Below are 19,028 nucleotides of genomic sequence, written 5' to 3'. Positions count from 1 at the left end.
CTTACTCCCCACCCGGTCCCACGGTCATCTAATGCCGAATGGAAAGCCAGGAGACCGACCAGATACAGACGTTATCGTCCACGGGATCGACGTTTACGACGATCAAGAGATCAACGAGATGATCCGGGAGATCGACCGGCGCACTGAGGGGTTCTACGAGCACACCGAAATAGATCTGTATTCAGATTGGGAGAGTGAGTTTTCCGGGGAGGAAACACAGCTCAAAGAGAGTCTAGTCGAAATACTCGACAATCTGGACGAGAGCGGTGGGTAGATCGTCTCCTTACCGTGCTGATTTCTGGGTGAAAGGTGGATGGAGACTACCGACACCGTACGTCGGCCCCTTTCACTGTTCGGTCCTCGAATTCACGAACCAACCCTCGACTTACAGTCACGACGCTGTCACCTGAGCCAGCGGCGCATTCGTCCGAATCCTTATCAGCCAGTTCGCACTAGAACGACTATGGCGAGTTCCACGCGCTCGGGTGAAGACGGCGTGGAGCAGGAGATTCGCCTCACCAAGGAGGACGACTGGTGGGTGGCGCGAGACGTCGAGACGGAGGTAACGACCTAGGGAGAGACGCGGACCGAAGCCCTGGAAAATCTCGACGAAGCGGTCGCTCTGCGGAAGGGCGAAATCGGCCGTGAACCGACCGGCGAGGAACTCCGGGAACTCGGTATCGACCCTGCGGACAACACGACCGGCGACGAGGAACCGCCAGACGTACTCGACTGATCGATGGGGAGGCGAACGTTTTCGGGTCACGAAGTCGCGAAGGTACTGGTCAACGCCGGTAACTTCGAGTGGCGACGAACGACGGGCGACCACGCGCAACTGTACTACGTCCATCCGATGAACGAGAACGACCGCTGGCACGTCACGGTCCCGTTACACGACGAACTCCGGGTCGGGACGCTCAGAGACATCGCCGAAGAGACCGGAGCGCGGAATTTCGAAGATTTTTGTGACTGGATTAACGCCAACGAGTAACCGATACACTGGCCAGCCACCCCACTTTTTGACCCCTCATCGCAATCCCCACCACATGACCGACGAGCGCGACCCGGAAGCGACGCTACAGCAGTGGAAAGAAGAGATGCAGGGCGAGCACGAGGACGCCATCCGCAACCCCGACCCGGAGGAGGACCACCGCATCGAAGGGGTGTCGCAGGTCAACTACCGGATGTACTACGATTACGACGCCGAGAGCGGCGAACTCGTCCGCGCTCGCGAGGAGCAGGTGGACGACCTGACCGACCCGGAACTCCGATCCTGTTCCTGTGGCGTCCGGGGGATGACGCCCGAGGAGGCACGCCAACACGTCGCTGCGGCACGGGAGCGGACCTGACCGGCGACCGGTCGCTGGCGCGGCGGCTATTCGCGACTGTTCAGACGAACCAGACGGCGAGCGGTGCGCTCACGGTCCTGGAAGACAGGCGGAAAATCGGACCACGGCGGGTCGAAGACCCGGCCCGTGGTCGTGGTTGATGCAGACCGTAGCGAGGGAGTGCCTCGCTCGACTCCGCCTGTGGCAGACACCTCACCGAACCCGTGGATATAACTTGCGATAATAATTTTAATTCCGATCCGAGTCATCTTTTCACCGCGAGACGAGAGACGACGCGGCAGACGGGCGTCCACCTGGACTTGGCGGGCGGCTGGACCGGGCATCCGCCTGGACCGGGCGTTCGCCTGGACCGGGCGGGCGGCTGGGGTCGCCCTGGCCCGACGGACCGGTTGCGGTCACCCCGGCCCGACGGACCGGTTGCGAGGCGTGATTGCCCGTGATCAGCCTTCGTCGCGGGGAGTCGGGTCGTTGTACGTCTCGGCCTCGGCGTGCCCGACGTCCGGTGGCGCGCCGTCGAGGTCCAGCTGGCGGACGTAGGAGAACTCGCCCTCGCCGTCCGGCGAGGCACCCGTCGTCCAGGGCTGTTCGGGGTCCTCGGTCGGCTCGACGTTCGTCGACAGGAAGGCGTAGTTGAACTCCTCGTTCTCCTCGGCGTCGGGGAAGCTATCGGGAATCGGCAGGACGTCGAACGGTTCCTCGGAGTCGCCCAGTTCCGTCAGGAGTTCCAGCCACTGATTCTGGTGCATCGTGTCGCGGGCGACGAGATAGGCGAGCATGTCCTTCATCCCCGGGTCGTCCGTCATCTCGTAGAGCCTGGTCGCGAGCAACCGGCCGGTGGACTCGGCCATCACGTTGGCGACCATATCCGCCGCGATGTTGCCGCTGGCGACGACGTAGTTCCCGCTGAAGGGGAATCCGTTGGCGTCGGTAGCCGTCGGGTTCATCCCGCCGGAGAGGTACTGCCGGGGTTGCATTCCGGCGATGGACGCGAGGCCGGTGGCGTCGTCGCTGCTGATGTCGCCGAGGGACACCGACGTGTCCCGGAGATTCTTCTTGACCGCGGTGGCCAGCATCTCGATGTGGCCCAGCTCCTCCGCCGCCGTATCGAGCAGCAGTTCCTTGTATGCCTGCTGGTCGCTCGGAACGGCGAAGGCCTGGAACAGGTACTGGTTGGCGACGCGCATCTCCCCCTCGACGCCGCCGATGGCCTGCTGGAGGGCGCGTGCGAACGTCGGGTCCGGTTCCTCGACTTCGACTTCGTACTGTAGTTCGTTGTCGTGATAGAACACTATCAATTCACTCCAGACTACAGGAGTGGCGTGACGGTAAATTGTATTGTTACCAGAACGGTCGCTTTGCCCGGGCGTTGTCCGAAGCTAGTGGCCAATCTACAACGTCGGCAGGACGACGGCGAATCGACGGTCCCGAGGTGAACGTCCCAACCACCGCCGTGCCGGGACCGAACGCCCTCGGACACGGACCCGCTGAACGATGGGGAACTTTCAATGCCTCTGGAATGGGACTCTTTCGCATGGCGAAACGCATCCTGGTCCCGGTCGACGGTTCGGAGCAGGCCCACCAGGCCTCGGACTTCGTCGTCGGCGAGTTCCCCGACGCGACGCTCGTGCTATTACACGTGATCAACCCCGCAGAGGCCGGCTACAGCGCCCAGGCGTCGATACCCTCGTTCTCCGAAGAGTGGTACGAGCGTGAGAAGGAACAGGCGGAGTCGCTGTTCGACGAGATCGAAGCCGAGGCAGAGAGCGCCGGATTGGCCGTCGAGCGCGTCGTCGAAGTCGGCAAGCCCACGCGGACCATCGTCGAGTACGCCCGGGAGCACGACATCGACCAGATCGTGATGGGAAGCCACGGCCGCTCGGGGATGTCCCGGATTCTGCTTGGCAGCGTCGCGGAGAACGTCGTCAGGCGCTCGCCGGTTCCGGTCACGGTGACGCGCTGAACAGCCACCGAGAGAGACGGACGAGAGTTCTGGAGTCGGTCGGTACTCGCCCTCGACGTCTCGCCGTCGAGGAGCAGAATGTGGTGTAGCGCTGTGAAGTGCTCAGATGTTTTGATGGGATAGCGCTGGAAGAAAGGAGACCGCTAACACCCAGAAAGCCCTCGGCGGGCTCCGGTCCCGCGGCCCACCTGCGCTCCTCGCTCCGCTCCGGTGCTTGGTGGACCGGGGTTCCCGGACCCCGCCTCGCCCTTTCAGTCCACCGGAAGACTCACTCTGTTCGTCTTCCGAGCCCTGCTTCGCTTCGCTCAGCAGGACACCAGGCACAGCACCGCAGCCCTGCCCTTCCCCGGGTCGGCCGACGAGACGGCCTCCCGGCCGACCGCCGGGCGGTTGCGGAGCGGTCAGGACGCGTGATTCGCGCCGGACGGCGCGAATCCGGGGAGGGGTGGGGAGTCAATCGCGAGCGCGTTGTATCGCGCGAGCGGGGCTGTGCCTGGAGGACTGAAAGGGCGCGGTGCGGTCGCGTGGCCTGCGCGGGCCCTATCCGAGCGACGGAGGAGCGAGGATATCCCGCACAGGGCGCGTCGAGCGCACCGAGGGCTTTCGACGTGTTGTCGTTTCCAGTCGCGTCACCCGTTCGAAACCACCCAAATGATACCTCTACACACTGTACTGAACAGGACAAAAGCGTCGACGAATGCGGACCAGAGCGCGTCGTTCGAAAACCCATGTGGACGACGTCTCAGTCGGCGTGGCGGACGATGTGGACGTCGTAGCCCGGGTCCTCCGAGACCGGCGCGCCGACGCTCGACACCGGGGTCGAGACCCGGCCAGCGTTCTCGCTGCCGACGAAGACGATGGAGGCGTCGACCTCGTGGGCGACTTCCCGGATCGTCCGGACGACGTCGGTCGTCACCGACGCCATCGAACTCACGTCTTCGGGGATCTCACAGCGGAACTCGGCGGCGGGTGCGACGTCGGCGACCTGGTCGCGCAGCCGCTGGCCGATGGCCTCGGGGTCGTACGGATCCCCCTCGTCTATCCAGCCACGCTCGATGGCGTAATCGGGCTCTTCGGGGACGATACTGAGCGCGAGGACGGACTCGTCGGTGTACTCGGAGAACTCCGCGGCCCGGTGCAGGGCCGCCGTCGAGAGGTCGGAACCGTCGAACGGGACGAGCAGAACCATACGTTGGGCGTGCAGCGGGTTCCGCTTAACTGTTGGCCGTCGCCGGACCGCGCTCGGTACCGACTACTCGTGGCCCGCGACCGGCAGCGGTTCGTACGGTTCTTCGAGATATTCGAGGTCGCTGTCGGACAGATCAAGGTCGACCGCTTCGGCGGCGTCCTCGAGGTGCTCGACGCTCGTGATACCGACGATGGGCGCGTCGACGGCGTCCTGATGGAGCAGCCAGGCGAGCGAGATCTGGGCCATCGAGACGCCCCTGTCCGCGGCCAGTTCCTGGATCCGCTCGTTGATCTCCTCGCCGCCGCCCTGCAGGTACGGCATCCCCGCCAGGTACTCGTCCGTCTCGCCGCGGGTCGTCGACCCGGCCTCCTCGTGGGGACGCGCGGCGACGCCGCGAGCCAGCGGTGACCACGGGATCAGGCCGACGTTCTCCCGCTCGCAGAGGGGGGCCATCTCCCGTTCCTCCTCGCGATAGACGGCGTTGTAGTGGTTCTGCATAGTCGAGAACTGTTCGAGTCCTTCCCGCTCTGCGACTCGCAGGGCCTCCTGGAACTGGTGGGCCCACATCGAGGAGGCGCCGAGGTGGCGGACCTGCCCGCGACGGACGGCGTCGTCGAGCGCCCGGAGCGTCGTCTCGATGGGCGTGTCGTAGTCCCAGCGGTGGATCTGGTAGAGGTCGACGGTGTCCATCCCCAGTCGGTCCAGCGAGTCCGCCAGTTCCTGCTCGATGGCCTTTCGCGAGAGGCCCTGCCGGTTGGGCGCGTCGGCCATCTCGCCGAACACCTTCGTCGCGACGACCTGCTCGTCGCGGTCGTACTCGGCGAGGACGTCGCCGAGGATCTCCTCGGACTCGCCCGTCGAGTAGACGTTCGCCGTGTCGAAGAAGTTGATGCCGAGTTCGATGGCCCGCTCGACGAGTTCGCTTCCCTCCTCGGGATCGAGCATCCACTCCCGGCCGGTGCCGAAGCTCATGCAGCCGAGACAGATGCGGCTGACGTCCATGCCCGTGTCACCGAGTGTCGTATACTCCATGAGGATACTCCGCTTCCCGGCCCCAAAAACGTCGTGGCTCCCGCGGTATCGCCCTCAGTACGGCACTATTCGCTCAGTACGCCGCGTCACCGGGCCCGCCGTCCGACTGCGCCTCGCGCCACTCGCGGGCGATGACGTCGCCGCTGGAGGCGCCGATGCGCGTCGCGCCGGCGTCGAACATGGCCTTCGCCTCCTCCCACGAGCCGATCCCGCCGCTGGCCTTGACCGGGAGGTGTTTCGCCAGCCGCTCGACGTCCGCGACCGTCGCGCCACCCTCCGAGAAGCCCGTCGCCGTCTTCAGGAAGGCGGCGTCGGCCTCGGCGACGAGTTTTCCCACCCGGTCGGGTTCCTCGTCGGTCAGCAACGGCGCCTCGACGATGACCTTCATCGGCACCGGCACGCTGGCGACGACCTCCGCGACGTGCTCGCGGACTGCCTCGTCCTCTTTCGCCTTCAGCCGGCCGACGTTGCAGACCATATCGACCTCCTCGGCCCCGTCGCTCCAGGCCTGGCGGGCCTCCTCGCAGACCGCGTCGGTGGCTCCCTGCCCGTGTGGAAAGTCGATCACCGTCACCAGCGGCACGTTCGCGTACGCGGCCGCCTCGGCGACGTAACACGGCGGGATACACGCCCGCATGCCGTACTCGAGCGCGTCGTCCAGGACTCCCTCGACGTCGCTCCACGTCGTCTCCGGCCCCAGCACCGTGTGCTCTATCCGCGCGGGCACGTCGTCCATGCTCGGTGAGTGGTCGAGCACCACCGTAAACGTCCCGCCAACGAACCGTCCCAGACCGAGTCAGACGGTCGTCGGACCGGGCCGGAAGGTTTTCCCCGGCGGAGAACACCCTCAGGGACATGCTCGTGCTTCCGTCCGGGATGGCGTTGCCGCCGTTGCCCTATCTCCTGGCCCTCGTGGGCGGGTGCGTCCTCGTCTCGGCGCTACTGTTCGCCGTCGAACCCCCGATCGACCAGAAACTCGCGCTCGCGATGGCGCCGTGGATCGCCATCGGCGGCGCGCTCCACGCGTTCTACCAGCTCGGCGCGTTCACGCCGACGTACGCGCCGCTGTTCGGCGCGCCGTCTGTCTACCTGACGACGTTCGTCGTGACGGGATTCGTCTGGCTCGTGCTCTCGGTCGTCGGCATCGTCCGCGGGAAAGACGACGACATCCACCGGAACATGGGATTCGCCGGTACCGGCGTGCTGACGGTGTTGTTCGTGCTGGTCGCCTACCAGGGGATGGGGCTCGGTGCGTTCGACCCGGTGTGGCCCGCCATCTCCATCGTCGTCGCGCTGGCGCTCACCGTCGTCACGATATTCCTCATCAGCATCTGGCGGACGCCCGTGTTCTTCCGGACGCGCTACGTCGGACCGGTCGTCGTCTTCGCCCACGCCCTGGACGGCGTCTCGACGGCCGTGGGCGCGGACGTCATCGGCGTCCACGAACGGACGCCGATTCCCCGAGCGATCATGGAGTTCGCCGGCCAGTTGCCGACCGCGGAGATCATCGGCGTGGGCTGGCTCTTCGTCGCCGTCAAGCTCGTCGTCTCCGCCGCCGTCGTCGTCGCGTTCAACCGCTACGTCGACGAGGATCCAGCCGAGGCGACGCTCGTGCTCCTGGCCGTCATCGGCGTCGGTCTGGGCCCGGCAATGAACAACCTCTTCCTGTTCCTGGCCGGCGTCGCCTGACGGCTGGCCGGCGCCACCTGAGGTCCGGCCGGGGGCTCCCGAATTCGCCGCGCTACTCTGCGCTCACTGAGCCGGTTCCCGCAGGCTGACTTCTTTCAGGTTGACTTCGTCGTATCCCTCCGAAGCGGCCTCCTCACGTGCGCGTTCGATGGCGTCGCCGGGTCGTTTCAGGTCCCCGTCGACGGTGTACGTCACCACGTCGGTCCGGTCGTCGACCCAGAGCTTGACGTCGAGCTTTGGCATCGACTGGACGTACTCCGGCAACGAAAAAATGCGTTCGGGTGACCCGGGTCGGAGGGGTCTCAGCGTGTCATACGTCGATTACGCGAGTGCACCGAAGATACCGCCGCCGTCCGAATCGTTTCCGTCGGTGTCGTTACCGTCCGTGTCGTTCGCGCTCTCGGTGTCGTTGCCGTCGCCACCGAAGATGTCGAAGATACCACCGTCGTCCGACTCGTTGCCGTCAGTGGCGTTCGCACCGGTCGTGTCGTTCACACCGGTGTCGTTGGCGTCGTCACCGACGCCGATTCCGTCGGTGTCGTTCTCGCCGGACTCGTTGAGACCGGCGTCCGTGTCGTTGGCGTCGTCGCCGACACCGACGCCCTCGGTGTCGTTCTCCTCGGTCTCGTCGAAGTCGACGCCCGCGTCAGACTCGTTCTCGTCCTCGGCGAGTCCGGCGGTGTCGTTCGTCTCGTCAGACTCCTGCGAGGCGTTCTCGACCGACATCGTGTCGGCGTCGAGCGTCTCGATGGTGGCGCTGTCGATGGAGACGTTGTCGAGCGTCTGGGCCGCGCTTTCTCCGCCGTCCTCGCTGGCGTTCGTGCCGGCGGACTCGTTCGCCTCGTCGCCGACGTCCATCCCGTCAGAAGCGTTCTCGGCGGACTCGTTCTCGGCGGACTCGTTCTCGGCGGACTCGTCGAGACCCGTCTCGGTCTCGTTAGCGTCACCGAGCGTGTCCTCGCCCCCGTCGGCCTGCCCGCTGGTGAGGGTGCCGACGTTCATCTGCTCGACGGTGAGGTCACCGACGGTGACGTTCTCGACGACCAGCTCACCGCTGCTCTCGGCCGAGTCGCTGGCGTCGTCGCCGACGTCGACGCCGTCAGTGGCGGTGTCGTCGGACTCGTCGAGACCGACCGAATCGTTCTCGGTGTCGTTCAGGCCGGCGGCGTCACTGTCGTTCTCCCCGTCCTCGAACTGGCTGCTGATGAAGTCGACGAAGCCCTCGGCGTCCTGGGCGTCGCCTTCCTGCTCGGAGACGTTCAGGTTCTCGACGGTGAAGCTCTCGACGTGCATCTCCTCGATGACGACGCTGTCGACGTCACCGACGTCTGCTTCGTCACCGGCCGTTGTGGCGTTCGTGTCGTTCGTGCCAGCACCGGTGTCGTTCGTCTCGTTCGTGCCGACGGAGAGGCCCTGGGCGGAGGCGTTCTCCAGCGAGAGGGTGTCGAACGAGACGTTGTGCAAGACGACGGTGCCGTCGTCACCGAGCGTCTGCTCGGAGGCGTTCCCGTCGCTCTGGTTCTCGACCGTCATCTGGTCGATGCGGAGCTCCTCGATGGTCACGTTGTCAACCGACGAGTTCTGGAGTTCCAGCGTGTCGACCTGGGCGTTCGTGACGGTCACTGTCGACGCCTGCGCGTCGTCCGATGCTGGCGCGGCCAGCGCTGCGGTGGGCACCGCAGCCATCACGGCGACCGCGACGAGCACGGCTGTTAGTTTGCGTAGCATGCACTGCGAGAGAGGGCCTGAGACCGGATAAACCGGCAAAACCGTTCGAGAAATCAGCGTTGGGATACTTCTCGCCCGAAATCGATAAGATAGACCTGTCTCGCGCCGGCGTGAGACAGCGTGACAGTCAAACGACAGGCCAGGCGAGACTAGTGTCGTCTTAGCGATCAGCTGACGACGCTCCGACACCGTCTCAGCGGCGGAAACCGCAGTACGGCGAGCGTATTCGAAAGGCTGATAGGGGACCAGATCGCCCGGTGATACCGGCGAAGCATCGACGTTTAAAGGCGTGCCCGCCCTCGCATTCGTCATGGCGAAACAACCGCACCTGCTCGTGGAGTCGGGCGAACTGGCAGACGTCGCGCTCGTGCCGGGGGACCCGGGGCGCGTCGACCGCATCGCGGCCCAGTGCGACGACTCGACGGTCGTCGCCGAGAACCGCGAGTACCGCGTCGTCAATGCGACCTACGAGGGACGAGAGCTGACGATCTGCTCGACCGGCATCGGGTCGCCGTCGGCGGCAATTGCCGTCGAGGAACTCGAAGCCGTCGGCGTCGACACCGTCCTGCGCGTGGGCACGACCGGTGCCCTCCAGGAAGGGATCGAGATCGGCGACATGGTCGTCGCGACGGGCGCCGCCAAGGACGAGGGGACGACCAAGCGTTACGAGGACGCGACGGTCCCGGCAGTCCCGGACTACGAGGTGCTCTCCGCACTGGTCGACGGCGCCGAAGCCAACGGCGAGGACGTCCACGTCGGCCCCATCGCGACGGACGACGCGTTCTACGCCGAGACCGAGGAGTACGTCGAGAACTGGGAGGCCGCCGGCCTGCTCGCCGTCGAGATGGAGGCCGCCGCGCTGTTTACCCTCGCACGACGGAAAGGGATGCGCGCAGGCGCTATCTGTACCGTCGACGGTAACCTCGTCGAAGGGACCCAGAAGGGCGAGACCGATGCCGAGGAACTGCCCCCGAAGGCGAAGAACAACGTCGAGCGGGCCATCGGCATCGCGCTGGACGCGACGACCGAACTCTGAACGAGCCTCTCTCCACCCGGTGTAGACCCAACGGCGGTCCGGCCCGCCGCCGGTCCACGGGACTTTTATCGCCCGTCCGACCAACAGGGAGGCAATGCGTGACCGGCTGTGGGACCGTTGGACGTCGTTCGCGCGCCGGGTCCGTCGGTTCGAACGGCGAGAACTCCGCGAGTTTCGCGCCTGGGTCGAGCGAACGTCCAACCTCGTCCGCCTGTCCGCGCTGGTGTTCGTTCCGTTGCTCGTCGCAACGGTGACGTACCTCTCGAACACGCTCGAGACGCTCTCCTTTCTCCTGTTCCCGCCACTCGCGTCGGGGACGTACACCCTCTTCTCGAACCCGCGAGGGAAGTACGCCTCACCCGTGCGATTCGTCACGGGGCTGACGGTGGGCGCGGGCTGTGGCTGGGGGGCGCTCTGGCTCGCCACCGCGGTCGGCATCGTCGCGCCAGCCACCGGGAACGGCGTCAGCGTCGTCGCCGCGGCTGTCGCGGTGTTCCTGGCGGGCGCGATCACCTGGGCCTCCGACGTCGAGGAGCCGGCGGCGTACTCGACGGCGCTGCTGGGCCTGCTCGTCCCGCTCGACACCCAGCTCGCGTTCGTCACCAGCGTCGGACTCACGTCGACGCTCGTGGCCGTCGTCTTCTGGATCTGGCGCACGGAGTTCTACGAGAAGCGCGCGACGATACTCTACCAGTCGACGAGCGGCGACGACCACGTCCTGGTGCCGATGCGGGGCGACCACGCGCACGCCACGGCCATGCTCGGCGCCCGACTCGCCGCGGCCCACGACGCGGGCAAGGTCGTGCTGCTGGACGTGGTGGCCGACGAGGCCGCGGCCGCGGCCGAGCGAGCGCTCCTCGACAGCCACGACGACGTCACGCTCGCGACGGACGGCCCGAACAGCGACGAAAGGGCCTCGGCAGCCGGCGACACCGAGTCCGGCCCGGAGCGCGCCGTCGCCGAGACGGCCGGCACGCTCGAAGCCAGGGCCGCCGAGATCGCGTCCGTCGTCGACGTGCCCTGCGAGGTCGTCGTCGCGGTCGACCGCGGGGACGCGGCCGCGACGATCCTCCAGGCAGCCCGGGCGACCGGCTGTGACCTCCTCGCCGTCCCGTACCGGGGGCGTGGGGGGAGCCTCGCGCCGTTCGTCCGTGACCTGTTCGCCAGCGAAATCGACGTGCTGGTCCACCGGTCGAACGACGGCCGGACCGACTGGCGCCGGACGATGGTTCCGGTCCGGGAAACCAGCCACGTGGCCCACAGCATGGTCGAGTTCTCGCTGCGGCTGGCTCGTGACGCGGGGTCCGTGAGCGTCTGTCACTGCGTCGGCCCCAGCGGGAACCTCCGCCGCGCCGAGGAGATGCTCGCCGACCTCGTCGAGCCGTTCCGCGGCCCAATCGAGACCCGCATCTCCCGCTCGCCGATCCTGGAGTTTCTCGGAGAGAACGCCCACCACTACGATCTCGTATTCGTCGGCGCGAGTCGGGACCGAAGCGCCGCCTCCCGCTTCGTCTCACCGCCGACGTTCGAACGGCTGGGCGACCTCGACACCGACGTGGCCATCGTCGACCGCGGGTAGGGCCGGGCGCCGAAGCGAACCTGTTAGACCTCGTCGTCGACGATGCGGTCGGCGACCTCCTCGGAGTCGTCCTCGCCCAGCGCCGACTCGGCGAGCAGGTGGCCGCCCAGCACCGCGGGGCTGATAACCGAGTCGGCGCCCGCTCGTTTGAGCTTCCGGACGTTCTCCCGGTCCGTCGCCGCGGCGACGATGCGGACCTCCGGGTTGAGTTCGCGGGCCGTGAGGATGGAGAGCGCGTCCTGGGCGTCGTCGTTCGTCGCGGTGACGACTGCGCGCGCCCGCTCGATACCGGCGCGGAGCTGTGGTTCCTCGTCGCTCGGGTCGGCGGTGAGCACCGCGACGTCGCGTTGCTGGAGCGTCGCGGCCGTCGCCGAGTCGGGCGTGACGACGACGTACTCCACGACGTCGGTGAGTTCCTCGAGGATCGGTTCCGTCAGGTCGCCGTAGCCGAGGACGAGCACGTGGTCCTCGAGCAGGTCGAGTTGCGTGTCTGTCATGGTGCCGAGTGCCCTGGTGATGCGGTCCTGGATGGCCGGGCCGAGCACGGACCCGAGCGCGAGCGCGAAACTGGCGGTGCCGACGACGATGGCCGAGAGGGTAAAGAGTCTGGCCGACTGCGCTCCATCCACCGGTGCCATGTCGCCGTATCCCACCGTGCTCGACGTGACGATAGCGAAGTACAGCGCGTCGGTCAGCGTCGAGAGGTTCGAGAAGTCGTCCCTGAGCGCGTACGCGCCGGCGGTGATGTACACCTGCGCGCCCAGTAGCGCCGCGATCGACGCCTGCTGGGCCGCCGACAGCTCCAGCTCGCGGTCGAACAACCGTCGGTTGATCAGGACCGTCGGAATCGAGAGGAGGGAGAGCGCGATGAGCGGCGCCGAGACTGGCACCGGGCCGAAGCCTGGAACGGTCACGCTCCCCTGAAGGAGCCCCTGAACCGCTGACATCGGGAGGAACAGCAGGGTGGCGTACCAGGCGACCCGGAGCCGACGCCGGAGTCCGTAGGCGCTGACGAGCAGGAGGAACCCGGTCAGCGTGCCGGTGAAGCCGACGGTCTGGGCGACGGTCTGGGCGACGGCCTCGGGGAGATACGGGTCGAGCGGTCTGGCGTCGACCGGTGCGCTGATGTTGGCGACCCCGGTGACGAACGAGAGTATCGCCACCAGCGTCGGCAACAGCAGCGTCGCGCGGACGCCGAACCACTCGCGTACCCTGTCCATGCACGTCCCCTTACCGTCGGTCACCGTAAAACCCCGCTGTCCGGCAGACGGCGTTCACGCGCCGGTCGCCCCCCGCCCGCCGGAAACGATAAGCGGCGCCAGCAGAGTGAAGGAATATGGCTTCTCCCCTCCCGGTCGAGATTCTCCTCGGCATCTATCTCGGGCTGCTCGTCGGGATCATCCCGGCGCTCGTCTCGTGGGGGCTCGCGTTCACCTTCAAGTACTTCGCCGGCGTCACCATCCCGAGCTTCGGTGTGGCGGTGCTGGCCATCGCGCTGGCGGGCGTCAACGGCGGCCTGCTCGCGTTCGCGGACAAGTCGATCACCTCGGCGCCCAACGCCGAGCGGGTCGTCACCGCCATTCTCGTCGTCACGATGGCGTCGATGTACGCCCACGCGAAGGGCGACCAGATGGGGGCGGAGCTCCCCCGCCGGCTCTCGCTGGACAAACTCCGGGAGAAGACGCTCTCGAGCGACGTCGTCGAGTTCGTCGGCGGCCGCGGCGAGGTCCGCGTCCGCGTCGTCGGCGAAGTCGCCGACATGGAGGGGTACCCACCTCTCTCGGAGGAACTCCGGGCGGAGATTCGCGGCGAGGAGTTCACCTTTCCGGCGGATCTCCGGATCGCTGAGATCGAGGAACGGTTCGAAGAGCGCCTGACGAAGACGTTCGACCTGGGCGACGCCGCCGTCGCGATCGACGAGCGGGGCCGGGCGTCGGTCGTCGCCGCCCCGCCCTTCTCCGGCCTGTCGAAGCGCATCGACGACGGCGACCACGCCGTCTCCGTCGACGCGCTGTTGCCGACGGGGCTCGCCCGCGGCGACGAACTGACGGTGATCACCCCGGACGCACAGGCACGCGGAACCGTCCTGAGCGCCCGTTCGAACGAGGCGTCGGCACCCGACGTCGACCAGACAGGCGGCCTGGACGCGGAAGGCGCAGTCGGGGACGGCGAGGAAGAGGACCTCCCCGCCGCGCCCGTTCGCGCGCCGACCACGGACGGCGGTGAGGGTCGACTGACGGTCGGCGTCACGCGGACGGACGCTCAGCCCCTGCTGCGCGCCAGCGAGGCGAAGGTCGTCGTCGAGTCCCGGGGCACCCGGCGGGAGTACGAACTCGTCTCGCTGTTGCGCCGGGCCGACCAGCGGTTCCGTCGCCTGACGGTAGCGGCCGGCGGCGCACTCGCCGGCGCCTCGCTCGGTGACGCGGCAGTCCGTGACACCTACGGCGTCGCCGTCCTGGCGGTCCGGAACGGCGGCGACTGGCAGATCGCTCCCGGCGACGAGACGACGCTCGCCGCCGGCGACGAACTGTACGCCGTCGGGTCTCGCGACGCTCTCGACGGGTTCGCGGAGGCGGTCGCGTGAGTCTCCCGCCGGCCGAAGCGGTTGCGCAGTTGGGGGGACCGACCACCGAAGGAGTGACGGTGACGCTCGCTGGCGTCCTCGGCGTCGCCGTGTTCGCGGGCGTCGTCGCGGGCAGCGTCGCGCTCGCGTACCGCTGGTACGTCCGGGAACGCGTGCCCACCGGGCTCTCGCTGCTCGCCGGACTCGCCGTCGTCGCGGTGTCGCTCAGCACGACGACGTTGCTGGCCGAGGAGATTTCCCCGGACGGTCGGGACATCGTACTCGCCACGGCGCTCGTCCACGTCGCTGCGTTCCTGACCAGCGGACTCGCAGCCACGGCTGGCACCCGCTTCGGCGACAGGCTCGGCGTCGACCTCTTCGCCGCGACGGGGGTCAGCGACGTCGACGCCGACGTCAGCGAGATCGTCCAGACCGTCGGCCGCGTCACGACCGTCCAGTTGCCCGACGAGGTCGCCGACATCGTCGGCTACGACCCGGTTACCGAGGAGACCAAGGAGACGCTGGCCGGCCGGCGATTCCTCTTTCCACGACGGCTAACGAAGGCCGAACTCCGCGAGCGTCTCGTCTCGCGGCTCAGGACCGACTACGGCGTCGGCCACGTCGACGTCGAGGTCGGCGACGACGGCTCGGTGTCGTTCCTGGCCGTGGGCTCGCGGGCGGCCGGCATCGGTCCGACGCTCCCGCCGGCGACCAACGCCGTCGCCATCCGCGCCGACCCGGCCCACGCCGCCAGCGCCGGCGACCTCGTCCAGGTCTGGGAGACCGACCCCCTGAAACGCGTCCTGACGGGCGAGCTCCGCGGCGTCGCGGGCGACGTCGTCACGGTGGCTATCGACGCCGCCGACACGCCGAAGCTGAACCCCGCGGATCGGTACAAGCTGGTGACGCTCCCCGTCCAGGACCGCCCCGACCGCGAGTTCGCGTCGCTGCTCCGCTCGGCCGACGAGACGCTCGCCACCGTCACCGTCGAGGGCGGGAGTGACCTCGACGGGGTGACAGTCGACGCCCTCGACGTGACCGTCGCCGCCATCACCCGGACGGACGAGCGCCCCGAACCGTTGCCAGCCAGGAACCGGGCGCTCCAGCCCGGCGACGTGGTCTACGCCATCGCGACGCCCGAGAACCTCCGGAAAGTCGAGGCAGCCGGGCGAGGGCCAGAGGGCGGCGTCACGGACACCGTGTCGGAGAGGTCTGAACCCGTCGAGACAGCCAACGACTCGGACGAGTCACCCGACGAGGAGCAGGCCGAGACGGCCTCGGAAGAAGCCCCGGACCCCGCCGCGGAACTGGACGACGGAGACGATACGGACGGCGGATCCGGTGAGGGCGAGGGTGACGGCCACGACGCGCCGTCGGCCGAGCTGTCGAACGGCGAGGACGACGAGTCGCTCCTCGACGGCGACGCGTTCGCGGACACCGACGACCTCCCCGGGATGGACCGGGAACTGGACGTCCCCGACGCGTCCGTCGGCCAGGGAACGGCGACTGACGACGAACAGGTTGACGACGCCACAGACGCGTCCGGTGGCGACGTCGACGAACAGACCGCCGACGGCCAGTCGGACGACAAAGCCGTGGAGGAACCGGCCGACGACGACGCCGTCCCCTTCACGCCCCTCGACGTGGGCGAGGACGACCCGCTGGCCGACCCACTGCTCGGTGGGGGTGAAGGCGACGGTCCGGACAGCGATGGCAGGCCCGACGACGACGGCGACGCCGTCCCTGACGACGAGGACGGCGTTTCCGATGGGAAGACCGACGACCGCGACGGCGACGACGACCATGACCGCTGACGGCGGCCGCGAGCGCTGACGCACCGGGCCCCGCAACCCTCATTGTTCCCGGGGACGGCCACTCCGACATGGAGTGGACGCTGTTCGCGACGCTCGCCGAGACCGCGGGCGACTCGGAAGTCGCTGTCGACGTCGACACCCCCGCCACCGTCGGCGACGCGCTCGACGCGCTGGTGGCGGCCCACCCCGGTCTCGAAACCGAGGTGCTCGACGACGATGGAACGGTCCAGGACCACATCCGCCTCCTCCACGAGGGCCGCGACCCGTTCGTCGAGGCCGACGGGCTGGAGACGACGGTCGAGTCAGGCGACGAACTCGCGCTCTTTCCCCCGGTCAGCGGAGGATAGGTCCGCGCGAATTGTGCGCGAACCGACAGGTTCCTCGGAGTTGGTGGCAAATCGTCACGCTATGGCTGCGGATCGGCGCGTCCTGCTGACGAACGACGACGGGATCGACAGCCCCGGCCTCGCCGCGCTTTACGACGAACTCACGGAGATCGCGTCGGTGACGGTCGTCGCGCCCGCCGAAGACAACAGCGGCGTCGGCCGTGCGAACTCCCGCGAGGCCAGCGTCCGTGACCACGAGTGGGGCTACGTCGTCGAGGGAACACCCGCCGACTGCGTCGCCTTCGGACTCCGGGGACTCGACGAGACGCCGGACGTCGTCGTCGCGGGCCCCAACCCCGGCCCGAACATCGGGATGCACCGACTGGGCCGGTCGGGGACCGTCGGTGGCGCCGCCGAAGCCGCCCACCTGGGAACGCCGGGCGTCGCCGTCTCGGCCTACGACGTGACCGTCGGCCACGTTCGCGAACCGGACCGGGAGACGTTCGCCACGACCACGGGGTTCACGGCTTCGCTCGTCGCGGACCTGCTCGACGCCGACGCCCTCGAACCGACCGACTACCTGAACGTCCACGTGCCCACAAACCCCACCGAGCCCCCGCGGACGCGTATTACCCGCCCAGTCGACGACTTCGACGTCACCGTCGAGCGCGACGGCGACCAGTTATCCCTCGTGGATCGCGTCTACGACCCGCTCAGAGACGACGTCGAAGGCGAGTTGCCACCCGAGGAGGGTGAGACTGACCGCCGAGCGCTCCAAGACCACGACGTCAGCATCTCGCCGCTCACTGTCGGCTTCGACTCTGTCGAACGGGAGGTCCTTCTCGACGTTCTCGACGACGGCGACTAACGATAACGGCACGAGAAACCCAGTACTCACTCCGCTACGTCAGGTCCGCCTCCAGCACGAAGTCGCAGTGCTCGCTGAATCCGACGCGAGCGGCCGCCGCCTCCGCGACGTGACGTGGCGACTCCGGGATCAGCACTCTGGTCGCGTCGGCACCGAGTTCGTGTGCGTCGGCGCGAATCGCGTCGAGCAGTCGCCTCGCGGCCGTCACGTCTGCCCACGCGCCGACGGCGTACTCGGCCAGCGTCTCGGTGGCGTCGTCCTCGGTGGATCGCTCCGTGGTCCTGACTCGCGCCGCCATCCCGCGCGTACCGTCGTCTTTCACCGCGAAGACGCGCTCGTCGTCTGCCAGCGCGTGGAGTCGCTCACGGGAGAGTTCCGAGAGCGTCCAGGAGTGCTCACTGTCCAGGGAAAGTCCGCCGAGCACATCCCGCGCGTCGCTCCTGGCCCAGTAACTCCAGGCCGCCGCCGGGTCGTCGACGACTTGCGGATCCTGCCCCGCGGACTGTGGCTCCGGCTCCGGTTCCGCCCACCGAAAGCTCGTCCGCGGTTCGAACCCCGCCGCCATCGACTGGCCGAGGCCGGCGTCGTTCCACCCGAACACCATGTTGCGCGCGACGGTCGCGCCCCCGTCTCGCGCCCACTCGAAGAGGTCCCTCACCATCCGTAGCCCGTGGCCCTCGCCGCGGTACTCTGGGTGGACGCGCATCCCCTCCAGCCACGCCTCGTGCTCGGAGAGGAACTTCCCCTGGCAGATTCCGGCGACGTCGCCGTCGACCTCGACCACGACGGTCCGCCACTCGGGCCCGTTCGCGTCGACCCAGTCGTGGAACACGTCGGGGATGTAGTCGCCCCGCCCCTGGTCGGCCCAGGTGTCCTGCGTGAAGGCTTCGACCGCCTCGTAATCGTCGTGGGTTGCCTGCCGGACGACGGTTCCGTTCATGGATCACCGATGGGCGGGAAGGGTCTTGAACTCAGTTACGGACGATGGATTACTCGCTGTATCTGGCTGTCGAACAACTATATATTGTATGACGGTTGGAGTCCCCATCAGATGGCGGAGCAAGACGAGTTCGATTCCGAGATCGATCTGCTACACCGCTACGAGCAGATGATTCAAACCCAGGTCGAGACGCTCAACGGCATCGACGACAAGGCGGCATACGTCGCCCGGCTCGTTGGCATCCTGGCGGGACTGATACTGACGGGCGTCTCGCTCATTGCCAGTAATGAGGGGTTCGCTATCGGCGCGAGTAATGGTGGTGCGCTCGCATTGGCGGCGCTTGCTATCACGTCGCTGTTCGTCTCGCTAGTCTACGCGATCGTCACGTACCTCAGTAGCAAGTTCGAATACGGCCCCTCCGCAGGAATCGGTGATTTCATGTCACAGGCACAGGTCCCCGAGCAAGAGTACAAAGACGTGCTCCTCCGCGGATACAGTCAGGCTATCAGGGCTAACCGGAGGGTCGTCGTCACGAATGCCAGACGCTTCGAGCGGTGTCTCGCTAGTTTCGCCAGTGGACTGCTCCTCTTCTTCGGTGTAGGCGTCGTTCTGGTCCTCCTAGACGAATCGTGGATAGACCTCGCCGTCGTATTCTCGTCCGTAACGATAGCGCTGGTTTTCTCCCGGTACATTCTCCGGGAAGAATACTTAACCCTGGACAGACAAATTCCGACCGATGACTGAATACGAGAAGCCAGAGGGAACACTCGCCGATGCCGACGGAGTGTACAGGGACGACGAGGGGGAGTTGGTCGCCGAAATGGAAACACTCCAGAAGGGTGGCGGTGACCTCGATTCGGACGAGTGACCTCCGCTAGTAGTAACTGATTTTTAGTCACCGACGTCTGTGATATCGAGGTCGTCGATGAACTGAACAGCTGACAGACGAGCAGGG

The 19,028-nt window shown here is 67.2% G+C and carries 21 protein-coding genes and 1 pseudogene; 14 read left to right on the top strand and 8 right to left on the bottom strand.

The window, feature by feature from the left end:
• The first annotated feature begins 31 nt into the window (after nt 1-31).
• The 4 genes and pseudogenes from BM337_RS06100 to BM337_RS06085 all read left to right on the top strand — a co-directional run bounded on the left by BM337_RS06100 (nt 32) and on the right by BM337_RS06085 (nt 1,349).
• Entirely contained in the window at nt 32-274 is a 243-nt protein-coding gene (locus BM337_RS06100; RefSeq protein WP_089814916.1) for a hypothetical protein, read from the top strand.
• A 189-nt stretch (nt 275-463) separates the two neighbouring features.
• A pseudogene (locus BM337_RS21855) lies at nt 464-736 on the top strand (type II toxin-antitoxin system HicB family antitoxin).
• 3 nt (nt 737-739) lie between these two features.
• Nucleotides 740-991, top strand: a complete 252-nt coding sequence (locus tag BM337_RS06090; protein ID WP_089814915.1) for a type II toxin-antitoxin system HicA family toxin — start codon at nt 740-742, stop codon at nt 989-991.
• Between the two features lie 55 nt (nt 992-1,046).
• A complete protein-coding gene (locus BM337_RS06085; protein ID WP_089814913.1) occupies nt 1,047-1,349 on the top strand; it encodes a hypothetical protein in 303 nt (100 codons plus the stop codon).
• A 440-nt stretch (nt 1,350-1,789) separates the two neighbouring features.
• Here BM337_RS06085 and BM337_RS06080 read toward each other — a convergent pair whose 3' ends face one another.
• Nucleotides 1,790-2,638: a manganese catalase family protein gene (locus BM337_RS06080; RefSeq protein ID WP_089814911.1), complete on the bottom strand. Its 849-nt coding sequence runs from the start codon at nt 2,636-2,638 to the stop codon at nt 1,790-1,792.
• A 242-nt stretch (nt 2,639-2,880) separates the two neighbouring features.
• Between BM337_RS06080 and BM337_RS06075 the strand changes: the two genes are divergently transcribed.
• Nucleotides 2,881-3,309, top strand: a complete 429-nt coding sequence (locus BM337_RS06075) for a universal stress protein (protein WP_089814909.1) — start codon at nt 2,881-2,883, stop codon at nt 3,307-3,309.
• Nucleotides 3,310-4,051: 742 nt separating this feature from the next.
• Here the strand turns inward: BM337_RS06075 and BM337_RS06070 are convergent.
• The 3 genes from BM337_RS06070 to deoC all read right to left on the bottom strand — a co-directional run bounded on the left by BM337_RS06070 (nt 4,052) and on the right by deoC (nt 6,266).
• The gene (locus BM337_RS06070; protein ID WP_089814907.1) at nt 4,052-4,498 is read right to left on the bottom strand and encodes a universal stress protein; all 447 of its coding nucleotides are present in this window, start codon (nt 4,496-4,498) and stop codon (nt 4,052-4,054) included.
• A 63-nt stretch (nt 4,499-4,561) separates the two neighbouring features.
• Nucleotides 4,562-5,530: an aldo/keto reductase gene (locus tag BM337_RS06065; protein ID WP_089814905.1), complete on the bottom strand. Its 969-nt coding sequence runs from the start codon at nt 5,528-5,530 to the stop codon at nt 4,562-4,564.
• A 73-nt stretch (nt 5,531-5,603) separates the two neighbouring features.
• Complete coding sequence (gene deoC, locus BM337_RS06060; protein ID WP_089814903.1) at nt 5,604-6,266, bottom strand: deoxyribose-phosphate aldolase; 663 nt, start codon at nt 6,264-6,266, stop codon at nt 5,604-5,606.
• Nucleotides 6,267-6,385: 119 nt separating this feature from the next.
• Between deoC and BM337_RS06055 the strand changes: the two genes are divergently transcribed.
• Nucleotides 6,386-7,219, top strand: a complete 834-nt coding sequence (locus BM337_RS06055) for a DUF63 family protein (protein ID WP_089814902.1) — start codon at nt 6,386-6,388, stop codon at nt 7,217-7,219.
• A 63-nt stretch (nt 7,220-7,282) separates the two neighbouring features.
• On the opposite strand, the gene BM337_RS06050 is transcribed toward BM337_RS06055, so the two are convergent.
• Both BM337_RS06050 and BM337_RS06045 read right to left on the bottom strand, forming a co-directional pair.
• Nucleotides 7,283-7,462: a hypothetical protein gene (locus tag BM337_RS06050; RefSeq protein ID WP_089814900.1), complete on the bottom strand. Its 180-nt coding sequence runs from the start codon at nt 7,460-7,462 to the stop codon at nt 7,283-7,285.
• A gap of 78 nt (nt 7,463-7,540) precedes the next feature.
• Nucleotides 7,541-8,947, bottom strand: a complete 1,407-nt coding sequence (locus BM337_RS06045; protein WP_089814898.1) for a putative sodium/potassium/calcium exchanger — start codon at nt 8,945-8,947, stop codon at nt 7,541-7,543.
• A gap of 310 nt (nt 8,948-9,257) precedes the next feature.
• On the opposite strand from BM337_RS06045, the gene BM337_RS06040 reads away from it, so the two are divergent.
• Both BM337_RS06040 and BM337_RS06035 read left to right on the top strand, forming a co-directional pair.
• On the top strand, nt 9,258-9,983 hold the full coding sequence (locus tag BM337_RS06040; RefSeq protein ID WP_089814896.1) for a nucleoside phosphorylase: 726 nt from the start codon (nt 9,258-9,260) through the stop codon (nt 9,981-9,983).
• A gap of 94 nt (nt 9,984-10,077) precedes the next feature.
• A complete protein-coding gene (locus BM337_RS06035; RefSeq protein ID WP_089814894.1) occupies nt 10,078-11,562 on the top strand; it encodes an HPP family protein in 1,485 nt (494 codons plus the stop codon).
• 23 nt (nt 11,563-11,585) lie between these two features.
• Here the strand turns inward: BM337_RS06035 and BM337_RS06030 are convergent, their stop codons facing one another.
• Nucleotides 11,586-12,782 carry an NAD-binding protein gene (locus tag BM337_RS06030; RefSeq protein ID WP_089814892.1) on the bottom strand — a complete coding sequence of 399 codons (1,197 nt, stop codon included), beginning with the start codon at nt 12,780-12,782 and terminating at the stop codon, nt 11,586-11,588.
• A gap of 116 nt (nt 12,783-12,898) precedes the next feature.
• Between BM337_RS06030 and BM337_RS06025 the strand changes: the two genes are divergently transcribed.
• The 4 genes from BM337_RS06025 to surE all read left to right on the top strand — a co-directional run bounded on the left by BM337_RS06025 (nt 12,899) and on the right by surE (nt 17,133).
• Complete coding sequence (locus BM337_RS06025) at nt 12,899-14,146, top strand: potassium channel family protein (RefSeq protein WP_089814890.1); 1,248 nt, start codon at nt 12,899-12,901, stop codon at nt 14,144-14,146.
• Nucleotides 14,143-15,939, top strand: a complete 1,797-nt coding sequence (locus BM337_RS06020) for a cation:proton antiporter regulatory subunit (RefSeq protein WP_245778614.1) — start codon at nt 14,143-14,145, stop codon at nt 15,937-15,939. The genes BM337_RS06025 and BM337_RS06020 overlap by 4 nt, the downstream gene beginning before the upstream one ends.
• 68 nt (nt 15,940-16,007) lie before the next feature.
• A complete protein-coding gene (locus BM337_RS06015) occupies nt 16,008-16,286 on the top strand; it encodes a ubiquitin-like small modifier protein 1 (protein ID WP_089814885.1) in 279 nt (92 codons plus the stop codon).
• Nucleotides 16,287-16,347: 61 nt separating this feature from the next.
• Entirely contained in the window at nt 16,348-17,133 is a 786-nt protein-coding gene (gene surE, locus BM337_RS06010; protein WP_089814883.1) for a 5'/3'-nucleotidase SurE, read from the top strand.
• A 34-nt stretch (nt 17,134-17,167) separates the two neighbouring features.
• Here the strand turns inward: surE and BM337_RS06005 are convergent, their stop codons facing one another.
• Nucleotides 17,168-18,073 carry a GNAT family N-acetyltransferase gene (locus BM337_RS06005; RefSeq protein WP_089814881.1) on the bottom strand — a complete coding sequence of 302 codons (906 nt, stop codon included), beginning with the start codon at nt 18,071-18,073 and terminating at the stop codon, nt 17,168-17,170.
• 111 nt (nt 18,074-18,184) lie between these two features.
• Between BM337_RS06005 and BM337_RS06000 the strand changes: the two genes are divergently transcribed.
• Together BM337_RS06000 and BM337_RS21715 are read left to right on the top strand one after the other, a co-directional pair.
• Nucleotides 18,185-18,817, top strand: coding sequence for a Pycsar system effector family protein (locus BM337_RS06000; RefSeq protein ID WP_089814879.1), 633 nt, complete (start codon nt 18,185-18,187; stop codon nt 18,815-18,817).
• Nucleotides 18,810-18,941 carry a hypothetical protein gene (locus BM337_RS21715; RefSeq protein ID WP_281244877.1) on the top strand — a complete coding sequence of 44 codons (132 nt, stop codon included), beginning with the start codon at nt 18,810-18,812 and terminating at the stop codon, nt 18,939-18,941. Before BM337_RS06000 ends, BM337_RS21715 begins: the two co-directional genes overlap by 8 nt.
• Nucleotides 18,942-19,028 lie beyond the last annotated feature (87 nt).

The organism is Halomicrobium zhouii (genome assembly GCF_900114435.1).
Taxonomy (GTDB): Archaea; Halobacteriota; Halobacteria; order Halobacteriales; family Haloarculaceae; genus Halomicrobium; species Halomicrobium zhouii.
The sequence above is the reverse complement of the archived record's forward strand: the minus strand, read 5'-3'. Positions and strand labels throughout refer to the sequence as shown.